This is a genomic window from Bacillus sp. C-3-6 (genome assembly GCF_054509685.1).
In genome coordinates, this window is record NZ_JBSSBE010000002.1 from 49,437 (window position 1) to 65,758 (window position 16,322).

Annotated in this window: 15 protein-coding genes and 2 pseudogenes; 4 read left to right on the forward strand and 13 right to left on the reverse strand. The window is 30.9% G+C overall.

Going from position 1 to position 16,322, the window contains the following annotated elements:
* Nucleotides 1-95: 95 nt before the first annotated feature.
* Together ACW0JX_RS27045 and ACW0JX_RS27050 are read right to left on the reverse strand one after the other, a co-directional pair.
* Nucleotides 96-701 carry a TetR family transcriptional regulator gene (locus tag ACW0JX_RS27045; protein WP_168411521.1) on the reverse strand — a complete coding sequence of 202 codons (606 nt, stop codon included), beginning with the start codon at nucleotides 699-701 and terminating at the stop codon, nucleotides 96-98.
* A gap of 478 nt (nucleotides 702-1,179) precedes the next feature.
* Nucleotides 1,180-2,073, reverse strand: a complete 894-nt coding sequence (locus ACW0JX_RS27050; protein WP_168411522.1) for a LysR substrate-binding domain-containing protein — start codon at nucleotides 2,071-2,073, stop codon at nucleotides 1,180-1,182.
* An 897-nt stretch (nucleotides 2,074-2,970) separates the two neighbouring features.
* On the opposite strand from ACW0JX_RS27050, the gene asnB reads away from it, so the two are divergent.
* The gene (gene asnB, locus ACW0JX_RS27055) at nucleotides 2,971-4,794 is read left to right on the forward strand and encodes an asparagine synthase (glutamine-hydrolyzing) (RefSeq protein WP_459245909.1); all 1,824 of its coding nucleotides are present in this window, start codon (nucleotides 2,971-2,973) and stop codon (nucleotides 4,792-4,794) included.
* Nucleotides 4,795-5,073: 279 nt separating this feature from the next.
* On the opposite strand, the gene ACW0JX_RS27060 is transcribed toward asnB, so the two are convergent.
* The 3 genes from ACW0JX_RS27060 to ACW0JX_RS27070 form a co-directional block, all read right to left on the reverse strand.
* Nucleotides 5,074-5,865 (reverse strand): ADP-ribosyltransferase, encoded by a 792-nt coding sequence (locus ACW0JX_RS27060; RefSeq protein WP_168411524.1) that lies wholly within the window; start codon nucleotides 5,863-5,865, stop codon nucleotides 5,074-5,076.
* A gap of 228 nt (nucleotides 5,866-6,093) precedes the next feature.
* On the reverse strand, nucleotides 6,094-6,519 hold the full coding sequence (locus tag ACW0JX_RS27065; protein ID WP_046960447.1) for a DUF4879 domain-containing protein: 426 nt from the start codon (nucleotides 6,517-6,519) through the stop codon (nucleotides 6,094-6,096).
* A 546-nt stretch (nucleotides 6,520-7,065) separates the two neighbouring features.
* Nucleotides 7,066-7,764 (reverse strand): DUF1963 domain-containing protein, encoded by a 699-nt coding sequence (locus ACW0JX_RS27070; protein ID WP_087965537.1) that lies wholly within the window; start codon nucleotides 7,762-7,764, stop codon nucleotides 7,066-7,068.
* A gap of 251 nt (nucleotides 7,765-8,015) precedes the next feature.
* Between ACW0JX_RS27070 and ACW0JX_RS27075 the strand changes: the two genes are divergently transcribed.
* A complete protein-coding gene (locus ACW0JX_RS27075) occupies nucleotides 8,016-8,375 on the forward strand; it encodes a DUF3796 domain-containing protein (RefSeq protein WP_000791799.1) in 360 nt (119 codons plus the stop codon).
* Nucleotides 8,365-8,565: a helix-turn-helix domain-containing protein gene (locus ACW0JX_RS27080; protein ID WP_168411525.1), complete on the forward strand. Its 201-nt coding sequence runs from the start codon at nucleotides 8,365-8,367 to the stop codon at nucleotides 8,563-8,565. The genes ACW0JX_RS27075 and ACW0JX_RS27080 overlap by 11 nt, the downstream gene beginning before the upstream one ends.
* 292 nt (nucleotides 8,566-8,857) lie before the next feature.
* On the opposite strand, the gene ACW0JX_RS27085 is transcribed toward ACW0JX_RS27080, so the two are convergent.
* Both ACW0JX_RS27085 and ACW0JX_RS27090 read right to left on the reverse strand, forming a co-directional pair.
* On the reverse strand, nucleotides 8,858-9,328 hold the full coding sequence (locus ACW0JX_RS27085) for a DUF6773 family protein (protein ID WP_247610968.1): 471 nt from the start codon (nucleotides 9,326-9,328) through the stop codon (nucleotides 8,858-8,860).
* 1 nt (nucleotide 9,329) lies between these two features.
* Nucleotides 9,330-9,527, reverse strand: a complete 198-nt coding sequence (locus ACW0JX_RS27090) for a helix-turn-helix transcriptional regulator (RefSeq protein ID WP_000116560.1) — start codon at nucleotides 9,525-9,527, stop codon at nucleotides 9,330-9,332.
* Nucleotides 9,528-9,758: 231 nt separating this feature from the next.
* Between ACW0JX_RS27090 and ACW0JX_RS27095 the strand changes: the two genes are divergently transcribed.
* Nucleotides 9,759-9,851 carry a DUF5065 family protein gene (locus ACW0JX_RS27095; protein ID WP_459245966.1) on the forward strand — a complete coding sequence of 31 codons (93 nt, stop codon included), beginning with the start codon at nucleotides 9,759-9,761 and terminating at the stop codon, nucleotides 9,849-9,851.
* A 166-nt stretch (nucleotides 9,852-10,017) separates the two neighbouring features.
* On the opposite strand, the pseudogene ACW0JX_RS27100 reads toward ACW0JX_RS27095, so the two are convergent.
* From ACW0JX_RS27100 to ACW0JX_RS27125, 6 genes and pseudogenes are all read right to left on the reverse strand, one after another.
* Nucleotides 10,018-10,787: pseudogene (locus tag ACW0JX_RS27100) on the reverse strand (hypothetical protein).
* A 518-nt stretch (nucleotides 10,788-11,305) separates the two neighbouring features.
* Complete coding sequence (locus ACW0JX_RS27105; protein ID WP_459245910.1) at nucleotides 11,306-12,520, reverse strand: DNA glycosylase AlkZ-like family protein; 1,215 nt, start codon at nucleotides 12,518-12,520, stop codon at nucleotides 11,306-11,308.
* Nucleotides 12,504-13,775, reverse strand: coding sequence for an MFS transporter (locus ACW0JX_RS27110; RefSeq protein WP_459245911.1), 1,272 nt, complete (start codon nucleotides 13,773-13,775; stop codon nucleotides 12,504-12,506). Before ACW0JX_RS27110 ends, ACW0JX_RS27105 begins: the two co-directional genes overlap by 17 nt.
* On the reverse strand, nucleotides 13,756-14,436 hold the full coding sequence (locus ACW0JX_RS27115) for a hypothetical protein (protein WP_459245912.1): 681 nt from the start codon (nucleotides 14,434-14,436) through the stop codon (nucleotides 13,756-13,758). The genes ACW0JX_RS27110 and ACW0JX_RS27115 overlap by 20 nt, the downstream gene beginning before the upstream one ends.
* A 62-nt stretch (nucleotides 14,437-14,498) precedes the next feature.
* Nucleotides 14,499-15,500, reverse strand: coding sequence for a YncE family protein (locus ACW0JX_RS27120; RefSeq protein ID WP_071715036.1), 1,002 nt, complete (start codon nucleotides 15,498-15,500; stop codon nucleotides 14,499-14,501).
* 647 nt (nucleotides 15,501-16,147) lie between these two features.
* Nucleotides 16,148-16,279 (reverse strand): annotated as a pseudogene (locus tag ACW0JX_RS27125) (small, acid-soluble spore protein, alpha/beta type); the annotation flags it as partial.
* Nucleotides 16,280-16,322: the final 43 nt, after the last annotated feature.

A 16,322-nucleotide genomic window follows, 5' to 3' on the forward strand; every position in this document is an offset into this window, starting at 1 on the left:
GAAATACCAGTGGGTATAACTGCAAATACTTTTTAGTAATTTCATGCATTGGGAAATTGAATCAGTTGTAGATTCATTTTTAAATAAGGGATATTTTATAATGTAGGATTATGTATTAATGAAGAAATAATTCTGTTTACAAGATCATCTGTTATCCACTCTGTTTGAATATCGTCGGAATCACTTTGATTCATCGAATCAATAAACTTTTTAAATTTCGGAAATAAGACTATGGAGGTAATCCAATAAATCGCATGGTTTGTCGAATAGAAATGAAAAACCTCTTGTTCTTTCCCTTCCAATAAGATTTCTTTTAATTGTCCAAAATTCCCAATAATATATGGTTTTATTTTTTCCAATTGTGAACTTTCTTTGATAATGGCCTCATATGCAAGCGTTCCAATTTCAGGATGTTGTTTTATATGTGTGATAAAAAAATTTAAATATTGTCTTAGAGCAATTTTAGGATTATGTTTCGTTTCTTCAAGAAAATTTGGTAGTTTTTTTGCAAAACCATATTTTTTAAATACCTCTAAGTAAAGGTTCTCTTTTCCGTTAAAGTAATACGAAACCATAGCAACATTCACCTTTGCTTCTTTTGCAATATCTTGGATACTTGTACCATCATATCCACTCTCTCCAAATTTTTTCTTAGCCGCTTCTAAAATATTTTCAATTGTTTGTTCGCGAGATTTCCCCATTCTATACACCTCATATTAAAATTAATGAATTTCAAAAAAATATTATGTGCTTTATATCACAATTTTTTCATGAAGTTTAATTATATATTTTAAATAATAATTTAACAAATGATTGAATATTAAGCACTTCTTATAAAACCCTTTTCTCCCCACTAATAAAAAAAGGCTAGAGACTATCTATTTCAATAGTTAATCTCTAGCCTTTTACTGGCATAATTAAAAGTTAAAGGATATTGGATTCTTTTATTTTTAGATTATTAATTATGTTAGCAATATTACTCACAATGGTTGAATGTACTATTCGTAATCAGTTACAAAAATCAACAAAATAAATATGAACCGCCTTTGTATTCCATTGGCTCAACATAAAAAATGGCTTCTCAATCTTGATGGCAATGCGGAGGGACCTCGGATAATGATAGCTTAATTTTTAATAAAGTTCATTTATACCGTCTACTAAGCAAGTTAAACTAATCTTCTAATCAAACTGAAGCTTATTAATGAACCTCACTAGTATGTTTGAAGGTTGCTTGTCGTTACTAAGGATCCATCCATAAGAAAGAGGCTCAAGATTAGGTACATCTAATTCAATAGAAACCATTTCGTTTTGATTATTTAATAGATTATGTTTGAATGAATAATCCAATCCAATTGTAATAGCTAGTTCTTGCTTCACTGCATTTTCTATTGCTTGCGTATTATTAGAGATGAATAATATATCCACATTCCCATACTTAGAAAATAACTTATTAATGCTACCCCGGATGTATTCATCATCATATAGAACCAAAGCCTGATTTACTAACTGTTCTGGTACAAGAATTTTCTCTAATGCAAGTTGAGATTTTTTATTAACTCCCACAACTATTTTAACGTCTATTATTTTATTAAATGTAAAATTATTATGCCTCTCTCTAAACTTCTCTGATGATGCAATAAATCCAATATCAATCTCACCTTGTTGAAGGTCTTCTAGTATTTTTTTATGATCCTTTTCATAAACCTTTATATTTACATAAGGATGCTCCTTTTTGAATTTCGAAATTATATTTATTAGTACATGCATAGGTCCAGGGATTGTCGCAATTCTTAACTCCCCGTTTAAAGTATGATTATAGATTTGCGCTTCTTCTTTCAATTCTTTTACTTGCAGTAGAATTTCACTAGCTTTTTTTATAATTGATTTGCCCTCGGAAGTGGGAACTGCCCCCAATCCTCGTGAACGTGCAAAGAGTTTTACACCCAGTTCACTTTCTAACAAAGAAATAGATTGACTAATTGCTGATAAAGTAACGTGAGACTGGAGTGCAGCCTTAGTAAATGATCCAGTATTCGCTACCGCTACGATATACTCCATTTGTTCAAAATTCATCTTAATACTCCCTTTATTAAGATTTACTTAATTATTAGTAAATATATCTAAATTTTAATGAATTATAAATAGAGTTACAATACAGATAGTTGTTATTAATCTTTCAATTAATAACAATTTTGTATAAATACATTTAACATTCATTATATAAAAATAAGGGAGATGAATAACACTAAACCCGAGAAGAGCCGCTTTTATCACATTTGGAGCCATAGGAATTGATAAAAAAACGCATTAAAGTTTGCTCAAAAAGAGAAACGAGTTGTAATGGCTCATTTTAGTACGAATCTAGATAAGGCAAACACTATAGCCATCTAGGAAAATGGTGGAGAAGCGATTATTGTAAAAACAAATAGTTCAAAGCTTGAAGAAGCTGAATGATTAATAGAAATAACTATTCAAACCTTTGGAAGAATTGATATTATGCTCAAAAATGCAGGTACTGGCTATCCCACTCCTGTTTTAGACCACAATATTAATGATTACCATCGTATCATTAATATCAATTAGTATGGCGTAACCTATGGTATTATTGCTGCCGGTAGAAAAATGCTGGTATAAGATATTCACGGTGTAATTATTAATACTGCCTCTGCTTTTGGTTTTCTAGCATCGACAGGTACTTATGCTCCCCCACTTCAAAGGTTGCTGTTTTTACAATAACAAGATCAGCAACTTTAGGGTTAGACGATTATTAAATACGGGTATTTGCAATTGCACAAGGAATTGTTGTTACACCTATTAGGTGGTAACAAGTTAACAGGCAATGCAACGAAAAATCAACGATATGCATCATCTAAATAAGCATTATTAATATGATTAAAAACTTTTTACTAAACAAAAAATTTATAGAAATACTATGATGTTTACTAATCAAATGGAAAGTAGGTATTATATATGTGCGGAATAGCGGGATGGGTTGATTGGTCAATGGACCTTTCTAAACAAAAAGAAACTTTAAAAAACATGACAAATTCTATTATACATCGTGGACCAGATGCAGAAGGATTTTGGTTCTCTAAGCATGCAGCTTTTGGTCATCGTCGCCTTATTGTAATTGATCCTGAAGGTGGTCTACAGCCCATGTTGTATAAGGATGGGGAGACGACTGTTTCACTAACATTTAATGGAGAAATTTATAACTACCAAGAGCTACGTATTGAACTAGAGCATTTAGGACATGTATTTCAAACAAAATCAGATACTGAGGTATTATTACACGCATATTTAGAATGGAAAGAAGATTGTGTACAACACCTTAATGGAATCTTTGCCTTTGGTATTTGGGATGAGAAATTGCAGCGACTTATGTTAGCTCGTGATCATTTAGGAGTAAAACCACTCTTTTTTGCACAACGTGATAATTCAGTTATCTTCGGATCCGAAATAAAAGTATTACTATCTCATCCAAATGTAAAAGCAGAGGTGGATACAGAAGGACTTTCCGAAATCTTCTGTCTTGGTCCAATGCGAACACCTGGTCATGCAGTATTTAAAGATTTACATGAAGTGCGCGGAGGACACTACATTCTGTTTACTTCTAATAAAACTGCAAGTAAGCAATACTGGAAACTAGAAAGCAAACCACATACAGATGATATAAATACTACAGTCAATACAATTCAATCTATTTTAGAGGATACGGTGAAACGACAATTAGTTGCCGATAGACCCGTGGTTACTATGTTATCAGGAGGTTTAGATTCCAGTGGTTTAACTGGGTTAGCAGGAAATGAATTCAAACAAATCGGAAAGAAACTTCATACTTATTCTCTAACTTTTACAAATGAAGAACGAGATTTCGAAGAAGATTTTCTTCGCCGCGATCGGGACGAACCTTGGGTACAACGTGTATCTGAGCATGTTGGAACACAACATCATTCTTTTGAATTAGGATCTGAAAAACTCATTGAAAATTTATTAATTCCAATGAGGGCTCGTGACTTACCAGGTGTTGGGGAACTTGAAACATCTTTGTATCTTCTCTTTAAAGAAATGAAAAAAGATGCTACAGTAGCTCTTTCAGGAGAATCAGCCGATGAAGTTTTTTCTGGATATCCTTGGTTCCATCAAGAAGAGTTTTTAAAAGCGGATATTTTCCCTTGGAATGTAAACTATTCTTATATTACAGAAATTTTATCAGAAGACTTAAAAACAAAAATAAATCCTATCAACTATCAAAAACAACGTTTTCAAGAAGCTGTAAATGAAATACCCTTTTTAGAAGGAGAAAATGATTTACAAGCAAAACAACGTCAAATGTCTTATATGTTTATTACGCGATTCCTACCTTTTATGTTAGAGAGAAAAGATCGTACTAGCATGATGACAGGTTTTGAAGTACGTGTTCCATTTTGTGATTATAGACTGGTTGAATATCTCTGGAATGTACCGTTTGAAATAAAAAGTATCGATAATATTGAAAAGGGAATTTTACGTCGAGCTTTCCAAACTGTTCTTCCCACAGATGTATGTTATCGTAAAAAAAGTGCATATCCAAGTACAAAAGATAACGCCTATTTACAAGGAATTAGTGTATGGATGCTAGATGTATTAAACGATAATACCTCTCCTATTCTACCTCTTATTAACGTAGAAAAGGTTCGTTCAATTGCACTAGGTACAGATGAAATCATTACTGGTAATGAGGCTAGAGGTTTAATTGATTATCTACTTCAAGTGAATAGCTGGCTTCAAGAATATCAAATTAAACTTATCTAAAATATATTCGATAGATAGCAAAGTAACATTTTATATATGTCGAACAATTAAGATGGATCCCTGCCATCCCTTGTTCGAAGCCAATTCATCTCCCGCCTACTCACTGGGCTGTAACCCTTCACGCTCCTTGAGGAAGGAGTCTTCTTGGCTAAAATGATAAAAACCGTAAAGATTAGAAATCCTTACGGTTTTTATTTGGATTATTTACATGCGTTGCGTATTCGGATTTATATAGTTATTCTGAATCACTTTATTTTTAAAAATTTAACTTCATTAGATTTATTTAATTGTAGCCTCCACTTTTATTTGTTCTTTTTGGGTATTGTTATCTATAGCTATATATATTTTTTCAATTTTATAGACGGTATTTCTTGGCAATAATAATTCGTATTGCCCTGGATATGCAGTCAAGTCATCTGAATTCATATAAGCACCATGAGTCCCAGAGCCTACCTTAAATTCTGTCATAACTGGTCTTGTTTTGGCATATCCGGCATCAATAAGTATAGAAGTACTTATATATCCAAATTCTGTTATTGTTTTTCCTTGGAATTTTTTTTGTATTTCCTTGAATTTCTCTCTATCAACCTTGCCATTTTTTATTATGGAATTATCATACTCCTTTCCAAAAATCCATGCATCATCCCCTCGATACACTTTTATATTGTCATTCACTTTTGCCTCTTTTCTATTTAATGCTTTATCTAAGGATTCAATTTTTTTCTTCATTGTAGAATCAGAATCTAATTTACCCGCATGCGTCCTTAAGAATTCATTATACGGCCTTGCATTTTTTGTATAATCTCTTATGGCAGATTTCTCTTCTTTGCTCCACTTACTAAATTGTTTTTTTCCCCAAGCATCAGCTTCTTCTTTGTTTGTACACAGCTTATATTTGTCTACATTATTACAGTCCTTGGGCTTTGACGGTATATTTCCTATATATTTTGATGTAAATTGAAACATCACATTATCATTCGGCTCAGTCATCGCAAATGTAGAGGTAGTACCACCAAATACAGTTAAACCTAATGATAGAATAGTAGCTATAGCTAGACTTTGTTTTTTCATACTAAAACTCCTCTTATTCTGTATTTTTTAAGAATTAAAGGTTTCCATTCTCCAAAATTATGTTTATATAGATCCGTAGAGCTATCATGACTATGAACTTTTACAAATGGGTAACATGGTCATAAAACAATAGAAAAGTATTATAGAAATGGTATTCAATTTAAAGAATAAACTAACCCATTAGAACTCGTACCTTAATAGTTATTCCTATAATTTACCCCTGGTTATTTATTGTATATAAAGTGAAGTGCGCATTGTATTGAATGGGAAATTAATAGAGGTTTTTTGATATTCAAATGTCCCCTGTTGATGTCCAGATGCATCCCACTTATAATACCAACCAACAATTGGGTTGCCGCCAATTACAGTTGATCCAATACTCTTTACTGCTGAACCATTCATTTTTGCAATTGGATTTTGTCCATATCCAATTTCTTTTGTGTAAATATATAGGTAACTTCCCCCATGGTTTCTTGTTGTACTAAAGCTATTAGTATTGATTGTCTCTACCCCACCTTGCTCAGACTCTACTTGGACAACGTTTAATGAAGATAATGGTGCTGCAGGACCAGCAGATGCCTCTGTTGCCATTCCTAAACCTACAAATGTAGTGATTGCTAACGATGAAATCCCTAAAGCTACTTTTTTAAACATAATAAGATCCCTTCCCTCCATTTATTGTATATCATTACAAACATAACTTTATCCCCTAAATATGTAAATAACTTGAAATTTTATAAATATAAGATGGAATATTCTGTTTTATATTTCTGCAGCTTTATCAACACAAGAGATAGGATTTTCGTCGATTTACGTAGACCATATTATAGGCCTGTCAAATTGTTCATTCTTTGTTACTCTGTGGGATTAGGTTATCAAATTAATAAGTTTAATAATTTAAATTCAAGATATTTATCAACTAGAGCTTTATCAATGATAGAACCATTATAGGGGTAGCGAAACGATTTTGGGTATGAGGTGCCACTATGGGGATTAATTAAAAATAAAAAAAGAACTTTATTCAAGTTCTTTTAACCAATGAAACTAGTTGGTCTAGCTCACACCTGTAATTTGACATATTTCTTCATTTTTTCCTTTAATCTATTAAAGCGTGTAGTTATAGGCATACCGCCAACCTTTTAACGAGAATATACGCTAAGCAAGATTGCACATAAGAAAACGTCACTTTATATATTATTCCTATAAGAAATCACAATGTGCGATCCAATCATTTGTTTTACTATTTTTAGCAAAATAAATTCCGCCACCATGAATCATCTTTAAATGTGCTTTTGGATCTTCTGTTATTTGAAAAACAAATTCATAATCCGCGGGCCATTGGATGCCTGATTGGGCAAAACAAGCATAGCCACCTAATTTATGAATGTAATGATTTTCTTCAAAAATATCCTCGTAGTAGTCAATCTCATTTGTGTTTTCAAGTTCTAAAATTCTATCTTGCATGTTGTTTGGAAAATCTTCTGTATCCCATTGTGGAAACTCATCAGTTACTAATTTAGGTATTAAGGGAAAAGGTTTTAGATTAGGAAACGTAAGTGACATTTCATTCGGTACTAGTTCCTCTAAAGAATCATATTCTCTAATAAAAAAATTTCCTGATAAGTTGGACAAATCTTTAGCAAAGTTTGGAGAGAGAAATACTGCGATGGCTTTCATATCTTTTACTGCTTCTGGAACAAAAGGTATTTGAGTTAAATTAAGCATCATGATCGCATACATTTTTTCTTCATAGCGGTCGATTGGGTAAGTTTCATTTGCTAATGAATAGGGAATCTTTCCAATCCAACTTTCATTTATAGATAAATCGGGTCTTTTTCCACCTGTTTGAAAGATAGTTGCTCTTTTTCTTAGGATATGCTTTATTTGATCTATTTCCAAAGTATTTCTCCTCCTAAATTTATATTTTATTTTCTCTTTATTTCAATTAATAATTATATTGTATCAATATTGTGAGTTTTTTGTTATAACAATTCTTTTGAAGGGTACTATTAGCAGCAATTTCACGTATCTTTTTGTGGTTTTACTGTCGATTTAAAACAAATTTGCACTGTTTTAAGTCCTTTTAATCTGCAAAACTATGTGATATATTTTTAACATAAAGAGCGAAATATATCACGTAGGAGGATTGTATGAAAAATAAAATGGCTTATTTAGGATTTATCGGTTTTTTAGGGTTTTTGGCACCTTTCTCATTTTTAGGTGATATTACTTGGGCAGGTCTCCTATTCAATTTCTTTTTCTTCTTTGCATATGCAAAAGTGGTACCAGATGAGCTTTTTATACTACATGTTCGCATCTCTGCTACAAGAGCTTTTTTCGTAGCATTGGTACTAGGTATCATACTAGTTTTGAGTATTTTTATTTTTGAAAATCTACATATAATTCGTTTCCTTGTTATTATTTCAGTTTTTGCACCATTAGGTACCTTCTTAATTAATTTAGAAATATTTGAGCGTAGAGAAAAGAAAGGAATGCAAGATGCCACTTAAGACTCGAATGAAAGAATATAGAGTAAGGTTAAATATGTCTCAGGAAGATTTAGCTAATAAGATTGGGGTTAGAAGAGAAACAATTGGCAATCTCGAAAACGGAAAATATAACCCTTCATTCAAACTTACTTATGATATTGCAAAGGTTTTAAAAGCGCCTATCGAGACTCTGTTTTGGTTTGAAGAATAGAATAATTCTAGTACAAATAAGTTAACTTTTGTAATTGATATGTTCATGAGTTTTGATCAATCTTTTTATAAAGTCTACAATCAGACTTTAAACATGGGAATTCATTTTGATTAATTTTTTTCAAATAGATTCTTTTTAGTGTTAATTCAATAAGGATTTTCAAACCATTTAGGGGGCCGCCACATCGCTATCAAGCTAAGAAATTTATTGTACCCCAAAACGAAAAAAGATGAAAAAATAATAAAAAGCTTATCATTAAGTGCTAAAAGATAAGCTTTTTTGTCTATACTTATTAAATTTTATTTGATTTCTTCCATGCTAATACTGTAATAAGATATTGAATACCAAATAGGAAAGCGAAAAGTATAATAAATCTTGCTATTACTGATAACCATCCAACAAAATCTTCAGGTAAGTTATATTTGTATGTGGTAGCACCTATTGCGACACAACAAAAAATAAAGGTATTACTCATTTTTTCTTTTAATTTTTCATTTAATTGTTCTTTATTATTAATATCTGTTTCATAAACACCAGTCAGAATAGATTTAATAAAAAAGAATATCATATAAAAAATTATAATGGCTAATGAAGCAGCCCATTCTAGAAATGGACGGTGTAGATATGCTCCTCTTATTATAAAATCAGCAAAAGCTATAAGTAGGACAACAATTCCAGTTTGAGCCCAAATCTTCATTTCGATTTGTTGAATTCTTTCATCTGAATGTGTACTGAGTGAAAACAAATTTTTTAATTTTTCCATTCTATTTTTCCTCCCAAAATAATTCATCTAAAGTTTTATCGAGTGATTTAGCTATATCAATACAAAGCTTTAAAGATGGATTGTATTTATTAAGTTCAATAAGGCCAATGGTTTGTCGGGTAACATTTACAAGCCCAGCTAATTCTTGTTGAGTTAGCCCCTTTTCTGTTCTTGCAATTTTTATTTTGCTTACTGACATTAAATACACCCCGTTTGTAAAGATAATCTTTACTTCTTTTATCTTATATTCTATATATTAAATTATAAACAAAATAAATGCAATATATACTTTACATTAGGGCGTATATAAATTACTTTTATCCTTTATTTTTCCATTTCTAGTGTTTTTATCTCTAAAACTATCTCACAAAAATAAAAAACAAATTATGATTCTGGTACTGCGCATATTTATGGGAGCTTTGTAACACCTATTACATCAGTTTATAGGCCAGGATTATTTGTAGATGTTATGAAAATTGATAAACATAATTATTATGGTGGCAGCTTTAAAATTAAAAAATAATAAAAGTTAATTTCACTAATGATAATATTTTTGATATGATCAATGTATAATAAAAACATAACTCATGTAATAGTCTAGGCGGTATACTTGACCAACGGCCGCTTAGCTAATGAGTTATACCCCTTAGAAAAGGTACCTTGCAGCAGGGGTGCCTTTTCTTTTATTTTTAGTGGTAAATTGAAGCTATATAGTTAAAAAGTATAATGATTAAATTGTAATTGAAGTGAAGTATGTATCCCATATGAATATTTTTAAATATTAGAAAGAAAATCATTTGAGTGATAGCTGGTATTCCAATGAAAGTTAAACATTGTACCCAATTATTGTTATACGTAGAGAGATGGAGTAATCCAAATGAGCTTCCAGACAATATTAAAGAGATTGTAATAGAAGCTATGGGGCTTATTTTGAAGGAACGTATGATCTTATGCCAAAAGAACAATATAGATACAAACATAATGTTTTCTCCGATTAATTGAATTGCAATCCCAGGTGTTTTGTGAAGCATATTAGTAATCCCTTCATTCCCAATGGGATTAGATGCTCCTCTGAATGTTGTAAAAGATATTAGTACGGCTAAAAATAACAACATAATAGCCATAAATAATGAAAGCACAGAAAAAAGAAATTTTTAGCTGCTGGAAAGTGATTTTTTTAGAAAATAAAAATCTTTGTTCCCACATTATAAATAAAAATACCAATGAGATAGGAAGCGAAAAACATAATGCTTTAAACGCATATTGTAACACGATATCTATATTATTTATAAAATTGAACGTAAATGCGGGGGAAGGTAAGTATACTGTGGCAATACAAAATAAGGTCAGTATTATGAGCTGCAGATATGTTTTTAGTTTGCAATAAATTATCTAAGTATGTATTGGCAGCATTTAACGCGTTTAAAGGCCGTTTACACCTTTTAAAAAATGCGTTCATAACATCCCCTCCATCTTTATAATAGTAAATACATTTGAATCATACTCTTATTTTCTATTCTCCCCTCCTTTTATTAAATGTAATCTAATATCTCTTCAATTTATAAAACTTCACGGACCGTAATATTTAATTATATTTAAAATATAGTCAACAAGGGCATTTCTATTCTAAAAGAAAAAGCACCCCTCTGGATGCTTCGTTTCTCATATATCAATTAACTATTCCTTAATGATGATATGCGCGTTATTTCAAAATGATCATTTTTATCTTTCAGACAGTTCTAAATGTTAAATCAATAGCTAATTCTTCATTCTCCGTTCAACCCACCTAATGAAACTAGTACTTAGTTGCTGTTCTTGCAACCAATCTTGTAATTTTCTATACTCATACCAATATGTTTCTTGGTTTTCTTTAATAGACTCTAAATAGTTTAATTTAGTTGTAAAATATAAAAGTTATTCTAAAGTTGATTTTACAAAAAGTATATTTAATATATGTAAGAATAATTGATAGCATAATTAAATTATTGCTTCTATTAATTTATTTAGTGTTTGACCATAGTTAACTTTTCCCCAAAAATCATTAGAAATTTTTAAGTTTTTCACATTAAATATATCCATATATTTTTTAATTAAAATCTCAAATTCATTTTTATAGTACACTGCATCAAAAGAATTATAAAAAAACAAATTTTCAATGAATAAAACGTTAAGTTTTTTATCTAATTTTAAATCAATAGTTCCAATAATCTTTCCTTTTATTAAAATTGGTAAAGCATAATAACCATATTTTCTTTGATTTTTTGGTAAATAACTTTCTAAACGATAGTCTACTTCAAAGAGATTCATCAATCGAATTCGATACCAGATTAAATTATCAAATGGTGATAAAAAAGACATATGTTGTGGTTCATCATTTAATGTATTGCCAAATATAAAATCTTGATCGACTTCAAGAATATAAAATAATTCCGTGACATGTTCAATATTAATAGGTTTAATTACATTTTTCTCTATTAATCTAGTTATTGTTTGATTAACTATATTTAATTTAATTCGATAGTAATCAGCTATATCTTTTGCACTAGCAATTCCCATAGATTTCAACGCACTTATGCAGTAATAACTATACGTTTCTTCAAAATTAAAGACTCCCATTTCATTTTTTTCACAGGTATCACTTGGTATGTATAGTTTATTAAATTTTAAATCCCTAATTACTTGCACCATACCACTTCGCCAAAGATTATCTAAGGCTGAACGAACTGGGCTCATTTCCCAATTCGCAAGATCTGTTTTTGCTGTATAGAAATTTTCACTTATTTCTTTTGTAGTCAAAGGATTGCTAGTGAGTATAAGATGATAAACACTCAATATAAAGTCAATTTCTTCTTTACTCAATTTAACAAATAAAGACTGCTTAAATTCAAATAAACGATGAGAAGTATACTTAAATTGATTAGTAGGTAGTAATGACATAGCGTGAACATATGACTCAAATACTTGTCTCTCTTGATACAATTCAATAAGGTCCGATTCTTTATATGATTTTAATCGAGAATGAAAAACTAAATTATGACTTCTAGAAAAAATATTTATTGTATCTATTTGTATTAAACCTAAATCCTCTAATATACGTATAATCCCCTCTTTCCCTTGCAATTTGGGCTCATAATAAAGGTTTTGTCTATAAAGAAACATTCGAATTGCTTTTTCTTTAGAAATTTTGTACATTTGACATCCCTTTCTTATTGCTTCGAGTTATAATTGATAAAATAATTACCGTTAGTGATAAAATCCCTCCAAATATTAAAAAAGCTACAGAAACAAGTGGCTCACCAAAATTCATTACAAATGTACTTGCTAAAGTTGTCCCAAGAGGAAAACCAAATGCTCCAAATGAGGATAGAACAGTAAAAATGCGCCCCAACTTTTCTTCAGGAACATGCTGTTGAACAATCGTTCTCATATAAATCATTGCTGGTGCTGAAATAATACCAGATAATGAAAATAGCATTACAGCAACCCATAAATCCGATACTATAAAAAGGAAAGCATACACTATCCCATGAAGAATAATCGAGAACATAACAAGTTCATATAGACTGTGTTTAACTTTTAAAGCACCGATAACTAGTGAACCTATCACAATTCCAAAGGATGTAGCAGCACCAAGCATCCCATAGCCTGTTGCACCCTCCATTAGTTGGTTCTTATTAAAAATTGGAAGAAGTGTAGGTGATGTACCCCAAATTAATAAGTTCCATAGAAAACTAATTATCATTAAAGAAGCAATACTTTTATTTTGAAAACTATAAGACAATCCCTCTCTAAACTCAGTATTCCAACTACTGAATTTTTGAGAAAGCTTTTGCTCTTGCTTTTCTATACCTTTTACTAATTGCTTTTTAGGAAAAACGTACATAAAAAAGATTGCAGAAATAAAAAATGTAATAGCGTTAAATATAAAAGCAATTTGAATGTATTCTTGTGAAGCAAGTATTCCACCAATTAATGGTCCTACAACTAATGCTAAATCAAATTGAATATACATGAGAGAATTCGCAGTAACCAAATTTGTTTTTTCTACCGTTTTAGGAACAACCATATTCTCTCCAGCTTTAGTAATTGGTGCTAAAGAACTCGATATACATAGGAGGCCCAAAAATAAAGCAAAGTTTGCAATTGAATCCAAAGGAACAATTAATAAATATAGGAATAGGCATCCACGAATTATATTTGCTAATACTATGAGAGTTCTTGGAGAACGATCTACATATACTCCCCACAGAGGGCCAAGTAATATAGAGGGAAGCTCTAAACATATTAATGCCAATGTAATAAAAAGAGGACTAAAAGTTTGATTATATATTGTCCATATTATAACAATTACTGCAACTGCGTCACCTATACCTGAAATAAATGAACCTATCCAAAGTAATAAAAAACGTGGATTGACTAATAAAGGTTTATATTTCATTAGGTTCATATATTCTCTCCCTCATAATTACTTCCTCTTTTAAACTCAATGCTGATTTATGGAATACATACATTTTTCCAAGCGGTTCTCCTCTCAAGATTTGTTTTTTCTTTCTGGGTTCAAAAGCAATAGGAAGTCCTAAACCACGATGAAAAGATGGTAACATTTTAGATGTTAGGAGACCAGGGTGTGTAATAAACTCACTTATGCCTTCTAAAGGCTGGAAAAGTAAGACAAAATCTTTTGGAATCTCAACATTCCATCCTAATTTCCATTCAAATGATCCCTCACCATTCGGAACAAACATACTATGCCAAACACCATCAATTATTGATTGATGAATTCTAAACCATCCATCTGGTTTTAAACCAATATATATATCATCACGTTTTACCCAAAAATCAATCCCTCGAAGGTGTTGTATTTCTTCTAAATCTGTTGTGCTTTCCACCGATACCTGAACTTCTTCAACAGGTTCTATTACTACATCGATAGGTGAGCGTATAATCCAACCTAATTCCTTGGCAAATTTGTATGGCCAGCAAGCTCCTTTTTTTCTTTTTTTATGAAACCAACGTATTTCGGAAAAATTTTCGCTCGATAAATTAACTTCCTCTTTTTCAGGTAAAATTGCCCATTCCGTTAAAGGGTAAAAAGTAACTTTATCCATTACAACACTCTCCTTAATTGTGAAAGAAAGGGAGCGTAAAACGCCCCCTTCCCAATAAATTATTAAGATTTAATATATTCTTTATCATTACTATTTATTTGATTTTCATAATGAACAGGATCGTAAATATTAATACTACATGGTCCGAGTCCTACCTTTATTACATCAACTTTTTCTTTCTTTTTTAAATCGATTACACTTAAAGAATTTGCATCATGCATTAAATCTGGTGAGAGATGTCGGCTAAATGCTGAGCATAAAATCACATGTTTTGCTTCATCGATTTTTAGTCCGCGTGGTGTCGGCCCAACAGGAATTTGTTTAACCTCTTTTTGTTGTAATGTATCTATTACGCTTACTGCATTTGAAGCTTCACAGCTTACATATAAAAAAGGTTCTTTTGGATCGGCAATAACTGCGCGTGGACCATAACCCACAGGAATTTCATTTTTTACTTTCATATCTAGTAAGTCAATTACGGAAACTGTATGTCTATGAGTGTTGGCTGAATATGCGTGTTTTCCATCATAGTGAGAAAATACGTGATAAGGTTTTGCATCTTTACCAAGGTATAACCTATAATTTTCTTTCATTTCTACTGGGTTATTATAGTTGATTTCAACAACCGAGATAGAATCTGCTCCCCAACAAGGTATATTTATATACTTTCCATCTGGAGTAACAGATAAAGCACGAGGATTATCTCCTACAGGAATTCTCGTTATTTCTTCTCGTTTAGAAGTGTCTATTACTGATACATCAGCAGAACCAGAATTTGAAACAAATAACAATGAGCTGTCTGGGGTTAAAGCTACTCCACGTGGTGACAATCCAACAGTTACACGAGTAACTTCACGGTTATTCGCTAAGTCAATTATAGAGATTGTATTTCCCGCACAATTAGAAACATAACCGTACACACCTTTTTGGTCGATCGCCATTCCTCCTCGAGGGCTCCCACCGATAGGAATACGACCAACTTCCTTATTTTCTGTTAAATCAACAACAGAAATATCATTAGAATCTGTATTTGTTACATATGCTAAACGTTTCAGACCAATCACTCCTTGTCATTTGTTTTGTATTACAGAAATAATTCTATAAATTTCCTTTATAATAATCAATACCTTATAAAGTAATAGTTTTTGATAAATATTTGTATAAAAATACTATTAAATTATCTAAATATATTCCTTAATATTTTCATTATTTGATTATAAAAAAATGCCTTCCTCTATCTCCTTTTTTGATTCCATTCTATTCTTCACTTAACTAATAGGGATTACCATATTGAAAAAGAAAACTTACGTTTAGACACATTTAACCCAAAAAACACTATTCATTGAGAACACAATGATAGATAATTGGTTATACAATTTTTAACTTTTGTTGACTTGAGCCTTTTTTACTATAGCTCATCTGGTAATTGGTCAATATCCATTTCTAGAATTTGTAGATGAATTCTTGCAAACTACATCTTAAAATAATAAAAAACAGAAGTTTTATTTGAATAACGTTAAAAAGACTCCATATTACTTTTAAAGAGTTTAATATGATTCTATACTTATAGTATTGTTACAATAAACAAAGTCTCTTAAAAACGAATCTGAAAGGTCATTTTAAAGTTATGAAAACAAATTTTCAGATTTCGTGTAAATAAAAGGAAAAAAAGATCCGTTTTATGGACCTTTTTTCCTTTTGTTATTTTAAATTAGTGTAATCTGTATTGACCTGTTAATTGCTCTTCAGCCATTCGAACTAAACGTTTTGTAATTTCTCCACCGACAGAGCCATTTGCACGTGCTGATGTATCTATTCCAAGTGTAACTCCTAATTTACAAGCTGTCACTAAACATAACTACAAAAGTACTTTTGATTGAATGTAT